Here is a 19956-nt window from a genome sequence, read left to right on the forward strand (position 1 = left end):
GCACGTTCACACCTTCGAACGCGGATTCCTCATTTCGCAAAAACGCACGGAAACGCAGGACGGCACGACAAAAGAGCGTGCTGTCAGGCGTCGATAGTTCTTGCGGAATCGCTGTCCGGGGCCGACCGGAGTCGGTGCTCACGTCGGACAACTCGGAGAACACTACGGACCGGGAAATCCCGTGTCAACCCTGGGCCTGGGGCGTACCCTCTGCGCATGACTACGCGTGCGCACACCACCCAGTGGTGGGCCGCCTGACGGCGGCCCGTACGCACGCGTGCAGACACGGCCGCCGCCTCGGCGGCCGTTCGTGTCTCCCCCTCCGGGAGGTCGGCCGACGGGCCGGCGGCGCTCAGGCAGAGAGAGCCAGGAGAGAGGGAGAACGAGCGCGATGAAGCGGATCTTCAGTGGGGTCAAGCCGACCGGGCACCTGACGCTGGGCAATTACCTCGGGGCCGTACGCCGGTGGGTCGAGGTGGACCAGCACCAGGCGGACGCGCTGTTCAGCGTCGTGGACCTGCACGCGCTGACGGTGGAGCACGATCCGGCGCGGGTGCGCCGGCTGAGCCGGCAGGCGGCGACGCTGCTGCTCGCCGCGGGACTGGATCCGGAGCGGTGCACGGTGTTCGTACAGAGCCATGTGGACGAGCACACGCGGCTCTCGTACCTGATGGAGTGCGTGGCCACGGACGGCGAGATGCGCCGGATGATCCAGTACAAGGAGAAGAGCGTCCGGGCCCGGGACGCCGGGCAGAGCGTGCGGTTGTCGCTGCTGACGTATCCGGCGCTGATGGCGGCGGACATCCTCGCTTACGGGACCGACGAGGTACCGGTGGGTGAGGACCAGACGCAGCACGTGGAGCTGGCACGGGATCTGGCGGTGCGGTTCAACCATCGGTACGGGCGGGTGTTCACGGTCCCGAAGGCGACGAGTCCGGCGGTGGCGGCCCGGGTGATGGATCTGCAGGACCCGACTTCGAAGATGGGGAAGTCGCACGAGAACGGGTCCGGGATCGTCTATCTCCTCGACGACGCGGACACCGTGCGGCGGAAGGTCATGCGGGCGGTGACGGACAGCGGGCGGGAGGTCGTCCACGACCGGGAGGCCGCTCCCGGGGTCGCGAACCTGTTGGATCTGCTGGCGGCCGCGACGGGCGGGGACCCGGTCGGGCTGGCCGGGGAGTACACGTCGTACGGCTCGTTGAAGAAGGACACGGCGGAGGCGGTGGTGGAGCTGCTGCGGCCGGTGCGTGAGCGGCATGCCGAGCTCGCGGCGGATCCCGGGCAGGTGGACAGGGTGCTGCGGGAGGGGGCCGAGCGGGCGCGCGGGATGGCGCGGCCGCTGGTCGACTCGGCCTATCGGGCGATCGGGCTGTTGCCGGCCGTCTGACGGAAGGCGTTGCGGTAGTCGCGCGGGCTGGTGGCGAGGTGCGAGGCGAAGTGCTGGCGCATCGTGACCTCGCTGCCGAAGCCTGCGCGGCGGGCCACTTCGGGGAGGGGGTGATCCGTGCGTTCGAGGAGTTTCTGGGCGGCGGCGACGCGCTGGGTGATGAGCCAGTGGAGGGGGGTCGTGCCGGTGGTGGCCTGGAAGTGGCGGGCGAAGGAGCGGGGGGACATGCCGGCGTGGGCGGCGAGGCTCGCGACGGTGTGGGGCTGGTCGATGGTCGTGAGGGCGTGGGCGCGGACGGCGGCGAGGGCGTCCGCGTCGCGGTCGGCGCGCGGGGTGGGGCGTTCGATGAACTGGGCCTGGGTGCCGGTGCGGAAGGGGGCGGTGACCATGGAGCGGGCGATGGTGGCGGCGACCTCGGCACCGTGGGCGGTCCGGACGAGGTGGAGGCACAGGTCGATGCCGGCGGCGGTGCCGGCGGAGGTCCAGATGCCGGTGTCCTCGACGAAGAGCGCCTCGGGTTCGACGCTGACCTGCGGGTAGCGGTCGGCGAGGGTCCCGGCCAGGTGCCAGTGGGTGACGGCGCGGCGGTGGTCGAGCAGGCCGGCGCGCGCGAGGACGAAGGCGCCCGCGCAGAGGGAGGCGACGGGGATGCCGGCGGTGTGGGCGCGGCGCAGGGCGTCGAGGACGGGTGCGGGGACGTCGGCGTCGGGATCCTCGATGCCGGGGACGAGGACGAGGTCGGTGGCGGTGAGTGCGCCGAGCCAGTCGAGGGGGCGGTCGGGGGTGAGGCTGAGGCCGCCCCGGAGCGGGACCGGTGTGGCCGGGTCGGCGGCGACGCGGCGGAGGTCGAAGGGCGGGACGCCCCGGGCGCTGCGGTCGCTGCCCCAGACCTCGGTGATCACGGAGACGTCGAAGGCGCGGACGCCGGGGAAGGCGAGGAGGGCGATGCGCTGGGGTGTCTCGCGGTGGGGCGTCATGGTGGCAGTAACCCATCGATCGCCGACTTTTCTTCCTCTGGGGTGGGTGCGGGGCCGGCGGCAGGATCGTGGGCATGGACATCACGGAGATCGACGAGAACGCGGCGCTGGTGGTCATCGACGTACAGAAGGGGTTCGACGACGAGGGGTTCTGGGGGCGGCGGGACAATCCGGCGGCCGAGGAGAACATCGCGGCGCTGATCGACAGGTGGCAGGAGACGGGGCGGCCGGTGGTGTTCGTGCGGCACGACTCCTCGCGTGAGGGGTCGCCGCTGCGGACGGGGAGCGCGGGGAACGCGTTCAAGGACGTCGTGGAGGAGCGGCGGGGGAAGGGGACGGGGCCGGAGCTGCTGGTGACGAAGAGCGTGAACTCGGCGTTCTACGGGGAGCCGGACCTGGACGCCTGGCTGCGGGAGGCGGCCCGCGGCGGGGCCGCGGACGGTCGGCGGGGGCAGATCGTGATCGTCGGGATCCAGACCAACATGTGCAACGAGACGACCGCGCGGATGGCCGGGAACCTCGGTTACGACGTGGTGTTCCCGATCGACGCGATGCACACGTTCGACCTGGCCGGGCCGTTCGGGTGGGAGCGCAGCGCGGAGGAGCTGACCCGGGCGACGGCGGTGTCGCTGCACGGCGGGGCGTTCGCCCGGGTGGTGTCCACGCAGGACGTGCTGAAGGGGGCGGCCGCGTACTAGGCCGGGTGGTCAGCCGTTGCCGGAGGCGAGCTCGCGGCTGCGGTCGCGGGCGGCCTCCAGGGCGGCGATGAGGGCGGCCCGGACGCCGTGGTTCTCCAGCTCGCGGATGGCGGAGATGGTGGTGCCGGCGGGGGAGGTGACGGCCTCGCGGAGCTTGACCGGGTGCTCGCCGCTGTCGCGGAGCATGACGGCGGCGCCGATGGCGGCCTGGACGATCAGGTCGTGGGCCTGGGCGCGGGGCAGGCCGAGGAGGATGCCGGCGTCGGTCATGGCCTCGACGAGGTAGTAGAAGTACGCCGGTCCGGAGCCGGAGAGTGCGGTGGCGGCGTCCTGCTGGGACTCGGGGACGCGCAGGGTCTTGCCGACGCCGCCGAAGATCTCCTCGGTGTGGACGAGGTGTTCGGGGGTGGCGTGGCTGCCCGCGGAGATCACGGACATGCCCTCGTCGACGAGGACGGGGGTGTTGGGCATGACGCGGACGACCGGGGTGCCCGCGGTCAGGCGCTCCTCGATGAAGGCGGTCGGGATGCCGGCGGCGGCGCTGATGACGAGGCGGTCGGCGGCGACGTGGGGGGCGAGCTCGTCGAGGAGGCGGCCCATGTCCTGGGGCTTCACCGCGAGGATGAGGATGTCGGCGCGCTTGGCGGCGTCGGCGTTGGTGACGGCCTCGACCCCGTAGCGGGCGTGGAGTTCCTCGGCGCGTTCGGTGCGGCGGGCCGTGACCAGGAGGTTGGCGGGGCGCCAGCCGGCGCGGATCATGCCGCTGAGGAGCGCTTCACCGATCTTGCCGGTGCCGAGGACTGCGACGGTCTGGGTCATGGCTCTGTTCACCTCGCCGAAGGGGTTACGTGTCGCCATCCTCGCACCGGGGCGCGTGCCGTGGTGCGGGTGTCCGAGGGGCGGTCACGCGGTGCGGCGGCGGAGGGTGGCCGCGCCGAGGGCGAGGACGAGGACGGCGCAGCCGGCCACGACCAGGGCGTCGCGGACGAAGTCGGCCGTGACGTCGGTGTGGTGCAGGACCTGGTTCATGCCGTCGACGGCGTACGACATGGGCAGGACGTCCGAGATCGCCTCCAGGGCGGGGGCCATCCGGTCGCGCGGGGTGAACAGGCCGCAGAGCAGGAGCTGGGGGAAGATCACGGCCGGCATGAACTGGACGGCCTGGAACTCCGAGGCGGCGAAGGCCGAGACGAAGAGGCCGAGGGCGGTGCCGAGCAGGGCGTCGAGGAGGGCGACGAGGAGGAGCAGCCAGGGGGAGCCGACGACGTCGAGGCCGAGGAACCCGACGGCGAGGCCGGTGGCGAGGACGGACTGGACGACGGCGACCAGGCCGAAGGCGAGGGCGTAGCCGGCGATCAGGTCGCCCTTGCCGAGAGGCAGGGCCAGGAGGCGTTCGAGGGTGCCGGAGGTGCGTTCGCGCAGGGTCGCGATGGACGTCACCAGGAACATGGTGATGAGCGGGAAGATGCCGAGGAGCGAGGCGCCGATGCCGCTGAAGGTCTGGGGTTCCGGGCTGCCGTCGAAGACGTAGCGGAGCAGGAAGAGCATCAGGCAGGGCACGACGAGCATCAGGGCGATCGACCGCGGGTCGTGGCGGAGCTGGCGCAGGACGCGGGCGGCGGTGGCGAGGGTGCGGTCCGGGTTCACGGCTGCTCCTTGGGGGTGGTGGCGCGGGCCGCGGCGGCGTCGACGAGCTGGAGGAAGGCGTCCTCGACGGTGGCGGTGTCGTTGCGGTGGCGGAGGGCTTCCGGGGTGTCCTCGGCGAGGAGTTCGCCCTCGCGCAGCAGGAGCAGTCGGTGGCAGCGTTCGGCCTCGTCCATGACGTGGGAGGAGATCAGGAGCGTGGTGCCGCGGTCGGCGGCGATGTGGTGGAACAGGTCCCACAGGTCGCGGCGGAGGACCGGGTCGAGGCCGACGGTCGGTTCGTCGAGGACGAGGAGTTCGGGGGTGCCGAGGAGGGCGACGGCGAGCGAGACGCGGCTGCGCTGGCCGCCGGAGAGGCGCCCGGCGAGCGCTCCGGCGTGGGAGGTGAGGTCGACGTCGGCGATGGCCCGGTCGACGGCGGCGTGCCGCTCGGCGCGGTGGGCGCGGCCGGGGAGGAGCACGGCGGCGAAGTAGTCGAGGTTCTGCCGCACGGTGAGGTCGTCGTAGACGGAGGGCGCCTGGGTGACGTAGCCGATGCGGGAGCGCAGGGCGGGGTCCCCGGCGGGCCGGCCGAGGATGTCGAGGGTGCCGGTGACCTTGGCCTGGGTGCCGACGATCGCGCGCATGAGGGTGGTCTTGCCGCAGCCGGAGGGGCCGAGGAGGCCGGTGATGCGGCCGCGGGGGACGGTGAAGTCGAGGCCGCGCAGGACGGTGCGGTCGCCGCGTACGACGGTGAGGGCGGTCGCGGTGACGGCCGCGCCGGTGGCCTCGGGGGCGGCGGAGCCGGCCTCACCGGTTTTATTCATCATGCGATGAATAATGGGCCCGGGGGTGGCACACGTCAAGAACCCCCGGACGACGTCCGGGGGTCCTCGGAAAGCGAACCGTGAAGCGGCGGGCGCTACCGGCGCTTGGGCTTCTTGCGGGTGGAGGGACGGCCGGAGCGGCGCTTCTCCCAGCGCGTGACGGCCTCCTCGTACTCGGCCCGCAGGAGCCTCTCGCCGGGCGCCTCGGTGAGGCTGCGGACGAAGTAGGCGAGGAGCGAGCCGATGAAGCCGATGGCCTTCAGGCTCCGCAGGGCCTCCTCGCGGGCCGGGTCTGCGGGACGGCGGACGAAGCCGTCCCAGGTCCTGCGGAAGGCGATCGCGCTGCAGACCGCGAACATCACGACCACGAGGGCGTTGACGAAACCGCCGACGTTCGCGATCGCCAGGCCCTCGTAGGCGAAACGCAGCACGAGGCAGCTCGCGACCGCGGCGGCGAGCGAGCCGACGGCCACCCCCAGGCGGCGCAGCCCGTAGGCGCCGCTGTGGTCCACCCAGGTCGTGCCGAAGAAGCGGAGCTCCTCGGGCTGCGGCCCGGCGGGGGTGCCGGCCTTGCTCTGCTGCTCGCCGCTCACGGGCTTGTCATCGCTCACGGGATCGATTATCCCCGGGCGGCGACGGACCCGTCGTCAGCCGCAGCGGTGGGTCACATAGCCGTCGCGACCCGTGTTCACGTAGGCGTCGGAGACGAACTGGGCGTTGCCGATGTTGTCCCAGATGTTGGTGGTGCCGTAGGGGCCGCTGACCCACTCGCCCGGCGTCTGGCAGAGGATCGACACCCAGGAGCCCGCCGCCAGCGTGCGCACGACCGGGTACGCGGTGCCCGGCCCCGAGCGCACGTTCACCCGGTAGCCGGGGGCCACCGGGTAGGACGCGGCCTCCGCCGCGGTCGCCACGGACCCCAGTGCCTCGTTCTCCGTACTCATTCCACTCCCCCGTCCGACGCGGAAGCGCTTCCTCGGAAACGCTCCGGTGAATTTCACTCTGCGCGACGCGCAGGCTAGCAAGCCCCACCGACATCGGCAGCACCATCGACTAGGCTCCGTGCGTCGCGCACGCGCGCGGACTCGACGGGGAACCACACGGGGGTTGGCGATGCCGCCGTTGCGCAGTACCGGTGCCGACCGGGGCGCGGAAGGGCCCGACTACGCGGGCGAGTACCGGCTCCAGGCCTGTCTCGGGTCCGGCGGCATGGGCGTCGTCCACCTCGCCTCCTCCCCCTCGGGGCTGCGCCTCGCGGTCAAGGTGGTGCACGCGCAGTACGCGGAGGACCCCGAGTTCCGGGCCCGCTTCCGCCAGGAGGTCGCCGCCGCGCGCCGGGTGAGCGGCGCCTTCACCGCCCCCGTCGTGGACGCCGACCCCGACGCCGAACGCCCCTGGATGGCGACCCTCTACGTGCCCGGCCCCACCCTCGCCGACCAGGTCAGGCGGAGCGGTGCGCTGTCCCGCGCCGAGCTGCGCCGGCTCACCGCGGGTCTCGCGGAGGCGCTGCGGGACATCCACCGGGCGGGCGTGGTCCACCGGGACCTGAAGCCCAGCAACGTGCTGCTCACCGACTCCGGGCCGAAGGTCATCGACTTCGGGATCTCCCGGCCGGTCGACAGCGACCTCCACACGGAGACGGGAAAGCTGATCGGCTCGCCGCCCTTCATGGCGCCCGAGCAGTTCCAGCGGCCCCGCGAGGTGGGGCCCGCCGCCGACGTGTTCGCCCTCGGCTCGGTCCTCGTGCACGCGGCCACCGGCCACGGCCCCTTCGACTCCGACAGCCCCTACATCGTGGCGTACCAGGTCGTCCACGACGAGCCCGACCTGACCGGCGTGCCGGACGAGCTGGCGCCGCTCGTGGCCCGCTGCCTGGCCAAGGACCCCGCCGAGCGCCCCACGCCCGCCGAGATCATGGCGGCGCTGCTGCCCCCCTCGTACGAGGCGAACGCCTTCATACCCGCCCAGCGCCGTGCCCCGGGTCCCACGGCCGTGTCCTCCCCCGCCGTGCCCTCCGGGGCCTGGGACGCCGACACGCCCCTACGGGCCGCGGCCCCGCGCAAGCGCCGCGACCGCCGGCTGCCGATCGCCCTCGGTGTCGTCCTCGCCCTGGCGGCCGGCGGCGCCGTCGCCCTGCTCGGCGCCCGGGACGGCGCGAAGCCGGCCGCCCCGGCCCGCCCGGCGGAGGCCGCCGAGTCCTTCGCCGGCTGGCAGACCCCCCTCGTGAAGGGCGGCGGGACCGCCGCCCCCGCCTGCGCCCTCGCCGAAGGCGCCCTCTACTGCTCGGGCCTCGGCATCGGCGTCGCCCGGCTCGACGCGGCGACCGGCCGGGTCGTCTGGTCGCAGCCGGCCGAGGACCCCGCCCCCGCGGCTCCGGCCGCCCCCCTGGCGCTGTCCGGCGACACGGTGGCCGTCGCCACCACCGGCGGCCTGCGCAGCCACGCCGCCCGGGGCGGCGCGCCCGGCTGGCGCACCCGCCCGGCCGCGCCCGAGTCCGCCCGAGCGGCCGGTCCCGTCGTCGTCCTCTGCGGCAACACAAGGCAGCTGCGTGCCGTCGACAGCCGCACCGGCAGGCAGGTGTGGCGGCACGCGCTGCCCGGCCACGGCGTCCCGCAGCCGGGCCCCTACGACCCGGCGACCGGGCTGCTGACCGTCTTCGAGTCGGCCGCCGACGGGGCGCACACGGTGGTCTCCGCGATCCGGCCGGCCTCCGGCGAGGTCGCCTGGTCCCACCGCCTCAAGGGGGACCTGACCCCGGTCGGCTACGGCACGGGCGGCGCGCTGGTGCTCTCCGACGCCTACCGGGGCACGAAGACGGAGGCCCTGGTCCGCCTCGACCCCGCGCGCGGGGAGACACGCCGCTTCGCTCTGCCGTACCGCCTCGACAACCCCTCGGTCACCGTGCACGGCTCCTCCGTGTACCTGCTGACCGGGCTCGGCCGCCTGACCGCCGTCGACCTCGACGGGCAGCGAATCCGCTGGGAGCTGGAGACCGGCAGCGGCAACGTCTCGGCGCCCACCGCCGCCGACGGCGACCGGCTGTACGTGTCCGCCTCCGACGGACGCCTGCTCGCGATCGACACGGCCCGCGGTGTCCTCGCCGGCCAGACCCGGCCGCGGCTGGGCGGCGGGCGGCTGGGCTACGTCCCGTCCGTGCCGGCGCCCGTGGCGGCCGGGAACCGGGTCTTCGGAACGGCCCCGGACGGCTCGGTCTTCGCGGTGGACGGGCGGCACCCCGGGAACTGGTGAGCGGGGCGCCCCGCCCGGCCGGCAGGACGCGCGAACGGCGGTGCGGGAAGCCCCGGGGGGTTCCCGCACCGCCGTTCGCGTCGGTCCGCGCGTCGGTCCCTTACCGGCGTCAGCCGAGCTTCGACACGTCGCGCACCGCGCCCTTGTCGGCGCTCGTCGCCATCGCCGCGTAGGCCCGCAGCGCCGCCGACACCTTGCGCCGGCGGTTCTTCGGGGCGTAGACGCCGTTCAGCGCCTCGCGGCGGGCGGCCAGGGTGGCGTCATCGACCAGCAGCTCGATCGAGCGGGACGGGATGTCGATGCGGATGCGGTCGCCGTCCTCGACGAGGGCGATGGTGCCGCCGGACGCGGCCTCCGGGGAGGCGTGGCCGATGGAGAGGCCCGAGGTGCCGCCGGAGAAGCGCCCGTCGGTGACCAGGGCGCAGGTCTTGCCCAGGCCGCGCCCCTTGAGGAAGGAGGTCGGGTAGAGCATCTCCTGCATGCCGGGGCCGCCCTTGGGGCCCTCGTAGCGGATGACGACCACGTCGCCGTCCTTGACCTGCTTGTTGAGGATCTTCTCGACGGCCTCCTCCTGCGACTCGCAGACGACCGCCGGGCCCTCGAAGGTCCAGATCGACTCGTCGACGCCGGCGGTCTTCACCACGCAGCCGTCGACGGCGAGGTTGCCGCGGAGCACGGCGAGGCCGCCGTCCTTGGAGTAGGCGTTCGCCGCGTCGCGGATGCAGCCGCCCTCGGCGTCCAGGTCGAGGGTGTCCCAGCGCTCGGACTGGGAGAAGGCCTCGGAGGAGCGGACGCAGCCGGGGGCCGCGTGCCACAGCTCGACGGCCTCCTCGGAGGGGGAGCCGCCGCGCACGTCCCAGTTCTTCAGCCAGTCGCCGAGGGTGGGGCTGTGGACGGCGTGGACGTCCTCGTTGAGCAGGCCCGCGCGGTGCAGCTCGCCGAGGATGGCGGGGATGCCGCCGGCCCGGTGCACGTCCTCCATGTAGTACGTGCCGCGGGGGGCGACGTTCGGGGCGACCTTGGCCAGGCAGGGGACGCGGCGCGAGACCTCGTTCATGTCGCTCAGGCCGTAGTCCAGCTCGGCCTCCTGGGCGGCGGCGAGCAGGTGCAGGATCGTGTTCGTCGAGCCGCCCATGGCGATGTCGAGCGCCATGGCGTTCTCGAAGGCCGCGCGGGTGGCGATGTTCCGCGGCAGGACGGAGGCGTCGTCCTCGTCGTAGTAGCGACGGGTGATGTCGACGACCGTGCGGGCGGCGTTCTCGTACAGCGCGCGGCGGGCGGTGTGGGTGGCGAGGACGGAGCCGTTGCCGGGCAGGGAGAGGCCGATGGCCTCGGTCAGGCAGTTCATCGAGTTGGCGGTGAACATGCCGGAACAGGACCCGCAGGTCGGACAGGCGTTCTCCTCGATGCGGAGGATGTCCTCGTCGGAGACCTTGTCGTTGACGGCCTCGGAGATCGCGTCGACCAGGTCGAGGGTGCGGACGGTGCCGTCGACGAGCGTGGCGCGGCCGGACTCCATCGGGCCGCCGGAGACGAAGACCGTCGGGATGTTGAGGCGCAGGGCGGCCATCAGCATGCCGGGGGTGATCTTGTCGCAGTTGGAGATGCAGATCAGGGCGTCGGCGCAGTGCGCCTCGACCATGTACTCCACGCTGTCCGCGATCAGGTCGCGGGAGGGCAGGCTGTAGAGCATGCCGCCGTGGCCCATGGCGATGCCGTCGTCGACCGCGATCGTGTTGAACTCGCGGGCGATGCCGCCGGCGGCCGTGATGGCCTCGGAGACGATCCGGCCCACCGGCTGCAGGTGGGTGTGGCCGGGGACGAACTCGGTGAACGAGTTCGCCACCGCGATGATCGGCTTCCGTCCGATGTCCGCGCCCGGTACACCGGAGGCGCGCATAAGGGCGCGGGCGCCCGCCATATTGCGGCCGTGGGTGACAGTGCGGGACCTCAGCTCGGGCATCGTCGCTCGCTCCTCAGTGATGGATGTGCCTGAAGTCGAGCGTACGCTCCCACTCCAGGATCTGGACATGCCGTCCGCGATGCGGGACGGATGTTCAGCCTTCGGTCAGGTAGCGCTGGAGGGTCGGCGACACCTGGGCCACGATCTCCTCCGGGTCCGCCGAGGCCAGCGGCTCGACCTGGATCACGTAACGCAGGATCGCGATCCCGATCATGTGCGAGGCGGCCAGCTCGGCCCGGAACTTCGGCTCCGGTACGTCGAGCTCGGCGGCGATCCGCTCCAGTAGCCGGCGCAGCACGAACCCGCGCAGCACCTTGGCCGCGGCCTCGTGGGTCAGCGCGGAGCGGATGATCGCGAGCAGCGGGGCGCGGGTCGCCGGGTTCTCCCACACGGAGATGAAGAAGCGGGCGAGGCGCTCGCCGATCGCGTCGCGCGGGCCGCTCACGATGGCCGGCACGACGGTCGCGGGCTCGAACGAGACCTCGATCGCCGCCCCGAAGACCTCGTCCTTGGTGCCGAAGTAGTGGTGCACGAGTGCCGGGTCGACCCCGGCGGCCTTGGCGATGCCGCGCACCGAGGTCTTGTCGTAGCCGCGCTCGGCGAACTGCGCCCGCGCCGCCTCCAGGATCCGCTCCCGCGCGCCGGGTCCGCTGTCCTCCGCGGCGGTACGGGAGGGGCGGCCGCGCCGCCGGGGGGACGCGTCGGTCATGCGCCGGGCACCCGGGGCGGCACCGCCGGGGCACCCGGGGCCGCGAGGTGGAGCCGGGTGAAGGCGAGGGCCTCGGCGAGGTCGGCCTCGCGTTCGGCGGAGGACATCGCCCGGCGGGTGTTGACCTCGATGACGACGTGCCCGTCGTAGCCGCTGCGGGCCAGTCGCTCCAGGAGCTCGGCGCACGGCTGGTTGCCGCGGCCGGGCACCAGGTGCTCGTCCTTGGCGGAGCCGCGCCCGTCGGCGAGGTGGACGTGGCCGAGGCGGTCGCCCATCCGGTCGACCATCGCCAGGGTGTCGGTGCGGGCGGTCGCGGTGTGCGAGAGGTCGATGGTGAAGTGCCGGTAGTCGTCCTTCGTGACGTCCCACTCGGGGGCGTACGCGAGCACCTCGCGGTCCTTGTACCGCCACGGGTACATGTTCTCCACCGCGAACCGCACGTCCGTCTCGTCGGCCATCCGCCAGATGCCGCTGACGAAGTCCCGCGCGTACTGGCGCTGCCAGCGGAACGGGGGGTGCACGACGACCGTCGAGGCGCCCAGCTTCTCGGCCGCCGCCCGGGCACGCTGGAGCTTGACCCACGGGTCGGTGGACCAGACCCGCTGGGTGATCAGCAGGCAGGGGGCGTGCACGGCGAGGATCGGCACCTGGTGGTAGTCCGACAGGCGGCGCAGGGCCTCGATGTCCTGGCTGACCGGATCGGTCCACACCATGACCTCGACCCCGTCGTAACCGAGGCGCGCGGCGACCTCGAAGGCCGTCGCCGTCGACTCCGGATAGACCGAGGCCGTCGACAGCGCGACCTTCGCATCCGGGATGCGCACCGCTGGTTCTGCCACGGAGACAGCGTACGGGGCGGGCCGGAGGACCGGGGCGTGGTTCCGGTCACCCCGCCCGGGCCCCGCCTGCCGCGGCCGGGGCCACGGCCGGCGGTGCACCGCGAGGGGGGCACGGCGGGTCCTCCACACGGCGCAGCCCGCGGCCGCGGCCACGGCAGGTGGTCCAGACGGCGCAGGCCCGCGGCCGCGGCTACGGCAGGTGGTCCAGACGGCGCAGGATCACGCCCTCCCGGAGCGCCCAGGGACAGATCTCCAGCTCGTCGATGCCGAACAGGTCCATCGCGCCCTCCGCGACGAGGGCGCCCGCCAGGAGCTGGCCGGCCCGGCCCTCGGAGACCCCGGGGAGCGCGGCGCGCTCGGCGACGGTCATGGCGGCGAGCCGCGGGACCCACTCCTCCAGGGACTTGCGGCTGAGGTTGCGCTGGACGTAGAGGCCGAATCCGGAGCCGGGGGCGCCGGCGATGCGCGCGAGCTGCTTGAAGGTCTTCGAGGTGGCCACGACGTGGTCGGGACGCCCGAAGCGGTTGAACTCGCCGACCGTCCGGGCGATCTGCGCGCGGACGTGACGGCGCAGCGCCTTCACGTCCTCCGGGTCCGCCGGGTCCCCGGGCAGCCAGCCCGAGGTGAGCCGGCCGGCGCCGAGCGGCAGCGAGACGGCCGTGTCGGGCTCCTCGTCGTTGCCGGACGCGACCTCGAGCGAGCCGCCGCCGATGTCCAGCAGGAACAGCTTGCCCGCGGACCAGCCGAACCAGCGCCGGGCGGCCAGGAAGGTGAGCCGGGCCTCCTCCTCGCCGCTGAGCACCTGGAGCGCGATCCCGGTCTCCTCGTAGACGCGGGCGAGGACCTCGTCGGCGTTGCTCGCCTCGCGCACGGCGGAGGTCGCGAACGGCAGCACCTCCTCGCAGCCCTTGTCCTCGGCGGCCGTGAGCGCGTCGAGGACGGTGGCGACGAGCCGCTCGACCCCCGCGTCGGCGATGGCCCCGCGCTCGTCGAGGAGCTCGGCGAGGCGCAGCTCCGCCTTGTGGGAGTGGGCGGGCAGCGGACGGGCGCCGGGGTGGGCGTCCACCACCAGCAGGTGCACTGTGTTCGAACCGACGTCGAGGACTCCGAGTCTCATGGACGGAACGCTACTGCGCCCGCCCGCATACGCTTGGACTTGTGCCAAAGACGAAGAAGGCGAAGCCGGGCAAAGGCAGTACCGACGAGAGCGCCGCGAGGGCCGCGCACGCGGCCAAGGCGGTGAAGGTCGGGAAGAAGCGGGCCCAGGGCGAGGAGCCCGACGAGAAGGGTCTGGACTTCCCGCGCGCCTGGGTCGAGTTCGCCGACCCCGAGGACGAGGAGCAGGTCTACCGCTGTGACCTGACCTGGCTCACCTCCCGCTGGACGTGCATCTTCGGGAACGGCTGCCAGGGCATCCAGGAGGGGCGGGCCGACGACGGCTGCTGCACGCTCGGCGCGCACTTCTCCGACGAGGACGACGAGAAGCGGGTCGCCGGTCACGTGGCGCGGCTCACGCCGGAGCTGTGGCAGTTCCACGGCGTCGGCACCGAGTCGGGCTGGGTGCAGGTCGACGAGGACGGCGACCGGCAGACCCGCCGCTGGGAGGGCTCCTGCATCTTCCAGAACCGCCCGGGCTTCGCGGGCGGCGCGGGCTGCTCCCTGCACATCCTGGCCGTGCGGGAGGGCCGGGAGCCGCTGGAGACCAAGCCCGACGTGTGCTGGCAGCTGCCGGTGCGGCGGACCTACGACTGGATCGACCGGCCGGACGACACCCGGGTGCTCCAGGTGTCGATCGGCGAGTACGACCGGCGCGGCTGGGGCCCGGGCGGCCACGACCTGCACTGGTACTGCACGACGGCGAGCTCGGCGCACGTCGGCGGGGAGCCGGTGTACGTGTCCTACCGGCCCGAGCTCGTCGAGATGATGGGCAAGGCGGCCTACGACGTGCTGGTGGGGCTGTGCGAGGCGCGGCTCGCCGCGCAGCTGCCGCTGGTCGCCCCGCACCCGGCCGACCCGGCGCCGTAACGACACCGCCCCGCCGCATCCGGCACCACAGGGAGACCGCCCCGCGGCACCCGGCGCCGTAGCGACACCACCCCCGCCGCACCCCGCGCCGCAGGGAGACCGCCCCGCCGCGCCCGGCGCCGTGGCGTGCGTCCTCGCCCGGTGCCGGTCCGCCGGGGCCTCAGGGGGTCGTCGGCGCGGGGTCCGTGCTCGGGGAGTCGGTCGGCGAGTCCGTCGGCGCGGGGGTCGTCGGCTCGGTGGTCGGCTCCGTGGTCGGGGGCTCGGTCGTCGGCTCGGTCGTCGGCGGCGGGGTGGTCGGCGGCTCGCTGGTCGGCGGGGTGGTCGTCGGTTCCCCGGTGGCCGGCGGGGTGGTCGGCTCGGTCGTCGTGGGCGGCGGCGTCTCCCCGTAACCGCCGATCCGTACGACGGCGCCCGAGGGCTCGACGCCGACGCGGGCGCTCCAGGCGCCGGCCGGCTCGCGGGAGCGGTCGACGAAGATCCGGACGGTGACAGACTCGCCGGGCCGCAGGGTGCCGGAGGCCTGGCTCACGTAGAGCCAGGGCGCGTCGGACCAGAGCGTCCAGTCGGCGGGCGCGCCGCCCTCGTTGGTGAGGGTGAGCAGGGTCGTCGAGCCGCTGCCGCGCGCGCTGACGGTGATCCGGGCGGGTGCGGGCCGGCCCGGCTCGGACGGGGTCGCGGGGGCGCCGGGGCTGATGACCTCGACGGAGACGTCCGGGGAGCGGCTGCCGCGGGTGAAGCGGGGGTCGGGGGTGGTGCGGGCGTTGCCCGCGTTCTCGTAGCGGCCGCCGGGGCGTCCGTCGGGGCCGCCGCGCGAGCCGCCCGGTTCGTCCGCCTCCCGCGCGCTGATCCGGGACCCGTCCTGGCCCTCCCCCTCGACCGGCGCGCCGCGGTACGAGGCCCACAGGGCGAGGACCGGGGCGGCGACGACCGCGGCCACCACGGTGGTGGTGACGGCGCGGGCCCGCATGCGGTCGCGGCGGGCCGCGTGGTCCTTGGGGTCCATCGGGAAGCCGGTCGGGCCGAAGCGGGGTGCGCCGGCCCGGGAGCGCGGGACGTGCATCATCGCCACGTAGGCGGCGGCCCGCGGCGCCTCGACGATCGGGAGCCGGCCGGCGGGCGCGGCTGCGGCACCGGGCCAGCTGCCCGCGCCGGCCCGTTCGGCGGCGCGGCGGCAGCGCGGACAGTCGTCGACGTGCCGGACGAGCTCGGCGCGCAGCGTGGCGGAGAGCAGCACCTGGTGGTCGCCGGTGAGCCGGGCGACGGTGGGGCAGTCGCCGGTCTCGACGACGGCGAGGGCGGCGCGGGTGCGTTCGACCTCGCAGCCGGCGGAGGAGAGCAGCTCGCGGGCGGCGAGCGGGTCGAGGGAGAGCACGGCGGCGACCTCGCGCTGGCCCAGGCCGTGCCGGACGGCGAGCTCCAGGGCCTCGCGCTGCTCGGGCGTGGTGCCGGCGGCCTCGGGCCAGGCGAGCGCGGCGAGTTCGGCACGGCGGCGCTCCGCGGCCTCGGGCGAGACGCGGGGCGGGGCGGGCTCCGCGGCCGCGGAGCGGCCGGTGTGGGCGCCCTGCCGCCTGCGGCGCTGCTCGCCGAGGCTGCGCAGACAGGCCCAGCGGGCCAGGGCGTAGAGCCAGGCGCGGCGGCCGGAGGCGTCGGCGGGGCAGCGGCCCTGGTGGCGCTCGGCCACGGCGAGGACGTCGCCGAGGACGGCGGTGGCCGTGTCGTGGTCGCAGAGCACCGAGAGGCAGTAGGTGAAGAGGCCGTCCAGGTACTCCTCGTACCGGGCGGGGGGCCGCTGGCCGGGGGTGCGGGGGCCTCCGGTGCTTCGGGTCGGTTGTTCCAGCCTGCTGCTCGTCACTGGGCGACCGTAGGCGGGGGCGAGGGGGGTCTTCGCACCGCTTGCACACTTTTAACCCGTACGGGTGAAGGCGCCACACGAAGGGGGACAGGAACCCGGACCTCCGTCCGGTTCTCGCGCCCTTCCGCCCTGTTCCTCCACCGTTCCGCCCTCGGCGGGACGGCGTTGTCGGTGGCGGGGGCTACGGTGTCGCCCATGGCTGCTCGTACCAAAACCGCCAAGGACCGGCCGTCCTACCGCTGCACCGAGTGCGGCTGGCAGACCGCCAAATGGCTCGGACGTTGCCCGGAGTGCCAGGCCTGGGGGACGGTCGAGGAGTACGGCACGCCCGCCGTGCGGACCACCGCCGCCGGGCGGGTCTCCAGCGCCGCGGTGCCGATCGGGCAGGTCGACGGGCGGCAGGCGACCGCCCGCAGCACCGGGGTCGCCGAGCTCGACCGGGTGCTCGGCGGCGGACTGGTGCCGGGCGCGGTCGTGCTGATCGCGGGCGAGCCGGGCGTCGGCAAGTCCACGCTGCTGCTCGACGTGGCGGCCAAGGCGGCCAGCGACGCGCACCGCACGCTGTACGTGACGGGCGAGGAGTCCGCGAGCCAGGTCCGGCTGCGCGCCGACCGGATCGACGCCCTCAGCGACCACCTCTACCTGGCGGCCGAGACCGACCTGTCCGCCGTCCTCGCGCACCTGGACGAGGTCAAGCCCTCGCTGCTGGTCCTCGACTCGGTGCAGACCGTCGCCTCGCCCGAGATCGACGGCGCCCCCGGCGGCATGGCGCAGGTCCGCGAGGTCGCCGGCGCCCTGATCCGCGCCTCCAAGGAGCGGGGCATGTCGACCCTGCTCGTCGGCCATGTGACCAAGGACGGCGCCATCGCCGGCCCCCGGCTCCTGGAGCACCTGGTCGACGTGGTGCTGCACTTCGAGGGCGACCGGCACGCCCGGCTCCGCCTGGTCCGCGGTGTGAAGAACCGGTACGGGGCGACGGACGAGGTCGGCTGCTTCGAGCTGCACGACGAGGGCATCACCGGGCTGACCGACCCCTCCGGCCTGTTCCTCACCCGCCGCGACGTGGCCGTGCCCGGCACCTGTCTGACGGTCACCCTGGAGGGCCGCCGGCCGCTGGTGGCCGAGGTGCAGGCGCTCACGGTGGACTCGCAGATCCCCTCGCCGCGCCGCACCACCTCCGGTCTGGAGACCTCCCGGGTCTCGATGATGCTGGCCGTCCTGGAGCAGCGCGGCCGGATCAGCGCGCTCGGCAAGCGGGACATCTACAGTGCGACGGTCGGCGGCGTGAAGCTGTCCGAGCCCGCCGCCGACCTGGCCATCGCGCTCGCGCTCGCCTCCGCCGCCAGCGACACGCCGCTGCCGAAGAACCTCGTGGCGATCGGCGAGGTCGGGCTCGCCGGCGAGGTCCGCCGGGTGACCGGCGTGCAGCGCCGGCTCGCCGAGGCACACCGGCTCGGCTTCACGCACGCGCTGGTCCCCGGCGATCCCGGCAAGGTGCCGCCGGGCATGAAGGTCACCGAGGTGGCCGACATGGGCGACGCCCTGCGGGTGCTGCCGCTCAGCCGCCGGACGCGTGCGCCGCAGGAGGCGGAGGGGTAGGGAGAGGAGCGTGGCCCGCCCGGTCGCCGGGCGGGCTCCCGGCGCGCGGCGGAGGGCCGCGGGGCGGTGTCGCTAGACTTTGCCCTGGTCTCGCCCATCCGTACGAGCCGGAGGAGTGCAGTGGCAGCCAAGGACAACGAGGCACTGATGCGTGCGTCGCTCAGTGCCGTCGCCCCCGGCACCGCCCTCCGCGACGGGCTCGAACGCATCCTCCGGGGCAACACGGGCGGCCTGATCGTGCTGGGCATGGACAAGTCCGTCGAGGCGATGTGCACCGGCGGTTTCGTGATCGACGTCGAGTTCACCGCGACCCGGCTGCGCGAGCTGTGCAAGCTCGACGGGGCGATCGTCCTCGACAAGGACATCAGCAAGATCCTGCGGGCCGGCGTGCAGCTCGTGCCGGACGCGTCCATCCCGACCGAGGAGACCGGCACCCGGCACCGTACGGCGGACCGGGTCTCCAAGCAGTGCGGCTTCCCGGTCGTGTCGGTCTCGCAGTCGATGCGGCTGATCGCCCTGTACGTCAACGGCGAGCGCCGGGTCCTGGAGGAGTCCGGGGCGATCCTGTCCCGCGCCAACCAGGCCCTCGCGACCCTGGAGCGGTACAAGCTCCGCCTGGACGAGGTGGCCGGCACGCTCTCCGCCCTGGAGATCGAGGACCTGGTGACCGTCCGCGACGTCACCGCCGTCGCGCAGCGCCTGGAGATGGTGCGCCGGATCGCCACCGAGATCGCGGAGTACGTGGTCGAGCTCGGCACCGACGGCCGGCTGCTCTCGCTGCAGCTCGACGAGCTGATCGCGGGCGTGGAGCCGGAGCGCGAGCTGGTCATCCGCGACTACGTGCCGGAGCCGACCGCCAAGCGCTCCCGCACGGTCCCCGAGGCGCTGACCGAACTGGACGCGCTGACCCACGCCGAGCTGCTCGAACTGCCGATAGTGGCACGGGCGCTCGGCTACAGCGGCTCCCCCGAGACCCTGGACTCGGCGGTCTCCCCGCGCGGATACCGGCTGCTCGCCAAGGTGCCGCGCCTGCCCGGCGCGATCATCGAGCGCCTCGTGGAGCACTTCGGCGGGCTGCAGAAGCTGCTCGCGGCGAGCGTGGACGACCTGCAGACGGTGGACGGGGTCGGCGAGGCCCGGGCGCGCAGCGTCCGCGAGGGCCTGTCGCGGCTCGCGGAGTCCTCGATCCTGGAGCGGTACGTCTAGGCCCTGCCGTCCGGCGGTACGCCCACGGACGAGAGGAGCGGAGCGGGGCCCCGGGCTCCGCTCCGCTCCTGGCTCCCGGCGATCAGTCCTTGTCCAGCCGGAAGGACACCGGCGACACCGTCAGGCCCGGCACCGCCGCCTCCGCCAGGTAACTGCCGGGTCCGGCCTCGCCCGCCGGGGCGGTCGCGCACCCGGCGGCGCTGCGCCGGCGGTCCCACTCCACGGTGTGCGTGATCGTGACGCCGGCCGGGACCTTCAGGAACAGCGGGGGCGCCACGCGCGGGCAGTCCTTCGAGGACCACAGCACGCCCTTGGTGTCACGGACCGTCAACACCGCGTTCTTCGGGCCGAGATCGGCCTTGCAGTCGCCGGCCGACGCGTTCTTCAGGACCAGCTGGAAGCGGGGCTTCTCACCGGGCTCATAGGCGACCTTGGTGCTGCGGAAGATCAACTGCAGTGCGGCGGGGGCGCAGTTCGGCAGCGGAGAATCGGCCGGAACCTGCTGTGCCGCTCCGGTGCCGGCTCCGCCGTCGCCGCCCGCGCCGTCCGTGTCGCCGTTCTTGCCGCCGCCGGAGACCCCGGCGTCCGCGCCCGCGCCCGTCCCTCCGTCGCCGGTGCCGTCGCCGCCCTCGGTGTCGCCACCGGAGCCGGACTCGTCGCGTCCGCCCGGCTGTTGGCTGATCGCCGGGCCGGTGCCGGACGGGCCGGGCGTGATCGAGGGCGCGGGAGAGGAGCCGTTGGCGGAGTCGTTCGGCTTCCTGCCCCCACCGTCACCGCCCGAGGCCACGGCCCACACGGCGAGCAGCGCGAGCAGGCCGATCAGGCACAGCGCGACCGCCCTCCGACGCCAGTAGATGGAGGAGGGAAGCGGCCCGACCGGATTGCGCAGAGATCCCACGCCACGAACCTTACGAGAGAACGGGGCCAACTCCCGCCCCACATGCCGCCTCAGGCACCAAGTTTTGCCGATGATCACATCCGCCGGGACCGGGAACTTCC

The 19956-nt window shown here is 74.0% G+C and carries 18 protein-coding genes; 6 read left to right on the forward strand and 12 right to left on the reverse strand.

Features of this window, described 5'->3' with window-relative positions; all coding sequences use genetic code 11:
- The first annotated feature begins 391 nt into the window (after positions 1-391).
- Positions 392-1390: a tryptophan--tRNA ligase gene (gene trpS, locus ACGF1Z_RS19850; RefSeq protein ID WP_393005697.1), complete on the forward strand. Its 999-nt coding sequence runs from the start codon at positions 392-394 to the stop codon at positions 1388-1390.
- Here the strand turns inward: trpS and ACGF1Z_RS19855 are convergent.
- On the reverse strand, positions 1357-2367 hold the full coding sequence (locus ACGF1Z_RS19855) for a GlxA family transcriptional regulator (protein ID WP_393005699.1): 1011 nt from the start codon (positions 2365-2367) through the stop codon (positions 1357-1359). The genes trpS and ACGF1Z_RS19855 overlap by 34 nt on opposite strands.
- A 74-nt stretch (positions 2368-2441) precedes the next feature.
- On the opposite strand from ACGF1Z_RS19855, the gene ACGF1Z_RS19860 reads away from it, so the two are divergent.
- A complete protein-coding gene (locus ACGF1Z_RS19860; protein WP_393005701.1) occupies positions 2442-3065 on the forward strand; it encodes a cysteine hydrolase family protein in 624 nt (207 codons plus the stop codon).
- A 9-nt stretch (positions 3066-3074) separates the two neighbouring features.
- Here the strand turns inward: ACGF1Z_RS19860 and proC are convergent, their stop codons facing one another.
- The 5 genes from proC to ACGF1Z_RS19885 all read right to left on the reverse strand — a co-directional run bounded on the left by proC (position 3075) and on the right by ACGF1Z_RS19885 (position 6459).
- Entirely contained in the window at positions 3075-3884 is an 810-nt protein-coding gene (proC, locus tag ACGF1Z_RS19865; RefSeq protein ID WP_393005703.1) for a pyrroline-5-carboxylate reductase, read from the reverse strand.
- Positions 3885-3968: 84 nt separating this feature from the next.
- Positions 3969-4712 carry an ABC transporter permease gene (locus tag ACGF1Z_RS19870; RefSeq protein ID WP_393005705.1) on the reverse strand — a complete coding sequence of 248 codons (744 nt, stop codon included), beginning with the start codon at positions 4710-4712 and terminating at the stop codon, positions 3969-3971.
- Positions 4709-5518 (reverse strand): ABC transporter ATP-binding protein, encoded by an 810-nt coding sequence (locus ACGF1Z_RS19875; RefSeq protein ID WP_393005707.1) that lies wholly within the window; start codon positions 5516-5518, stop codon positions 4709-4711. The genes ACGF1Z_RS19870 and ACGF1Z_RS19875 overlap by 4 nt, the downstream gene beginning before the upstream one ends.
- 92 nt (positions 5519-5610) lie before the next feature.
- The gene (locus ACGF1Z_RS19880) at positions 5611-6126 is read right to left on the reverse strand and encodes a hypothetical protein (protein WP_393005709.1); all 516 of its coding nucleotides are present in this window, start codon (positions 6124-6126) and stop codon (positions 5611-5613) included.
- 36 nt (positions 6127-6162) lie between these two features.
- A complete protein-coding gene (locus tag ACGF1Z_RS19885) occupies positions 6163-6459 on the reverse strand; it encodes an SH3 domain-containing protein (protein ID WP_393005711.1) in 297 nt (98 codons plus the stop codon).
- A 169-nt stretch (positions 6460-6628) separates the two neighbouring features.
- Between ACGF1Z_RS19885 and ACGF1Z_RS19890 the strand changes: the two genes are divergently transcribed.
- Complete coding sequence (locus tag ACGF1Z_RS19890; RefSeq protein WP_393005713.1) at positions 6629-8764, forward strand: protein kinase; 2136 nt, start codon at positions 6629-6631, stop codon at positions 8762-8764.
- 109 nt (positions 8765-8873) lie between these two features.
- On the opposite strand, the gene ilvD is transcribed toward ACGF1Z_RS19890, so the two are convergent.
- The 4 genes from ilvD to ACGF1Z_RS19910 form a co-directional block, all read right to left on the reverse strand.
- The gene (gene ilvD / locus ACGF1Z_RS19895; RefSeq protein WP_393005715.1) at positions 8874-10727 is read right to left on the reverse strand and encodes a dihydroxy-acid dehydratase; all 1854 of its coding nucleotides are present in this window, start codon (positions 10725-10727) and stop codon (positions 8874-8876) included.
- A gap of 94 nt (positions 10728-10821) precedes the next feature.
- Positions 10822-11436: a TetR family transcriptional regulator gene (locus ACGF1Z_RS19900; protein ID WP_393005717.1), complete on the reverse strand. Its 615-nt coding sequence runs from the start codon at positions 11434-11436 to the stop codon at positions 10822-10824.
- The gene (locus ACGF1Z_RS19905) at positions 11433-12275 is read right to left on the reverse strand and encodes a sugar phosphate isomerase/epimerase family protein (RefSeq protein ID WP_393005719.1); all 843 of its coding nucleotides are present in this window, start codon (positions 12273-12275) and stop codon (positions 11433-11435) included. Before ACGF1Z_RS19905 ends, ACGF1Z_RS19900 begins: the two co-directional genes overlap by 4 nt.
- Before the next feature lie 190 nt (positions 12276-12465).
- Complete coding sequence (locus ACGF1Z_RS19910; RefSeq protein WP_393005721.1) at positions 12466-13392, reverse strand: Ppx/GppA family phosphatase; 927 nt, start codon at positions 13390-13392, stop codon at positions 12466-12468.
- Between the two features lie 122 nt (positions 13393-13514).
- Here ACGF1Z_RS19910 and ACGF1Z_RS19915 point away from each other — a divergent pair, with 122 nt between their 5' ends.
- A complete protein-coding gene (locus ACGF1Z_RS19915) occupies positions 13515-14300 on the forward strand; it encodes a hypothetical protein (protein ID WP_393006885.1) in 786 nt (261 codons plus the stop codon).
- A gap of 160 nt (positions 14301-14460) precedes the next feature.
- Here ACGF1Z_RS19915 and ACGF1Z_RS19920 read toward each other — a convergent pair whose 3' ends face one another.
- A complete protein-coding gene (locus ACGF1Z_RS19920) occupies positions 14461-16152 on the reverse strand; it encodes a hypothetical protein (protein WP_393005723.1) in 1692 nt (563 codons plus the stop codon).
- 195 nt (positions 16153-16347) lie between these two features.
- Here ACGF1Z_RS19920 and radA point away from each other — a divergent pair, with 195 nt between their 5' ends.
- Entirely contained in the window at positions 16348-17751 is a 1404-nt protein-coding gene (gene radA, locus ACGF1Z_RS19925) for a DNA repair protein RadA (RefSeq protein ID WP_393005725.1), read from the forward strand.
- 147 nt (positions 17752-17898) lie between these two features.
- Positions 17899-18957 carry a DNA integrity scanning diadenylate cyclase DisA gene (disA, locus tag ACGF1Z_RS19930; protein ID WP_393006887.1) on the forward strand — a complete coding sequence of 353 codons (1059 nt, stop codon included), beginning with the start codon at positions 17899-17901 and terminating at the stop codon, positions 18955-18957.
- 82 nt (positions 18958-19039) lie between these two features.
- On the opposite strand, the gene ACGF1Z_RS19935 is transcribed toward disA, so the two are convergent.
- Positions 19040-19855 carry a hypothetical protein gene (locus tag ACGF1Z_RS19935; protein ID WP_393005727.1) on the reverse strand — a complete coding sequence of 272 codons (816 nt, stop codon included), beginning with the start codon at positions 19853-19855 and terminating at the stop codon, positions 19040-19042.
- Positions 19856-19956 lie beyond the last annotated feature (101 nt).

The sequence above is a fragment of the Streptomyces sp. NPDC048018 genome (assembly GCF_043202995.1).
GTDB lineage: Bacteria > Actinomycetota > Actinomycetes > Streptomycetales > Streptomycetaceae > Streptomyces.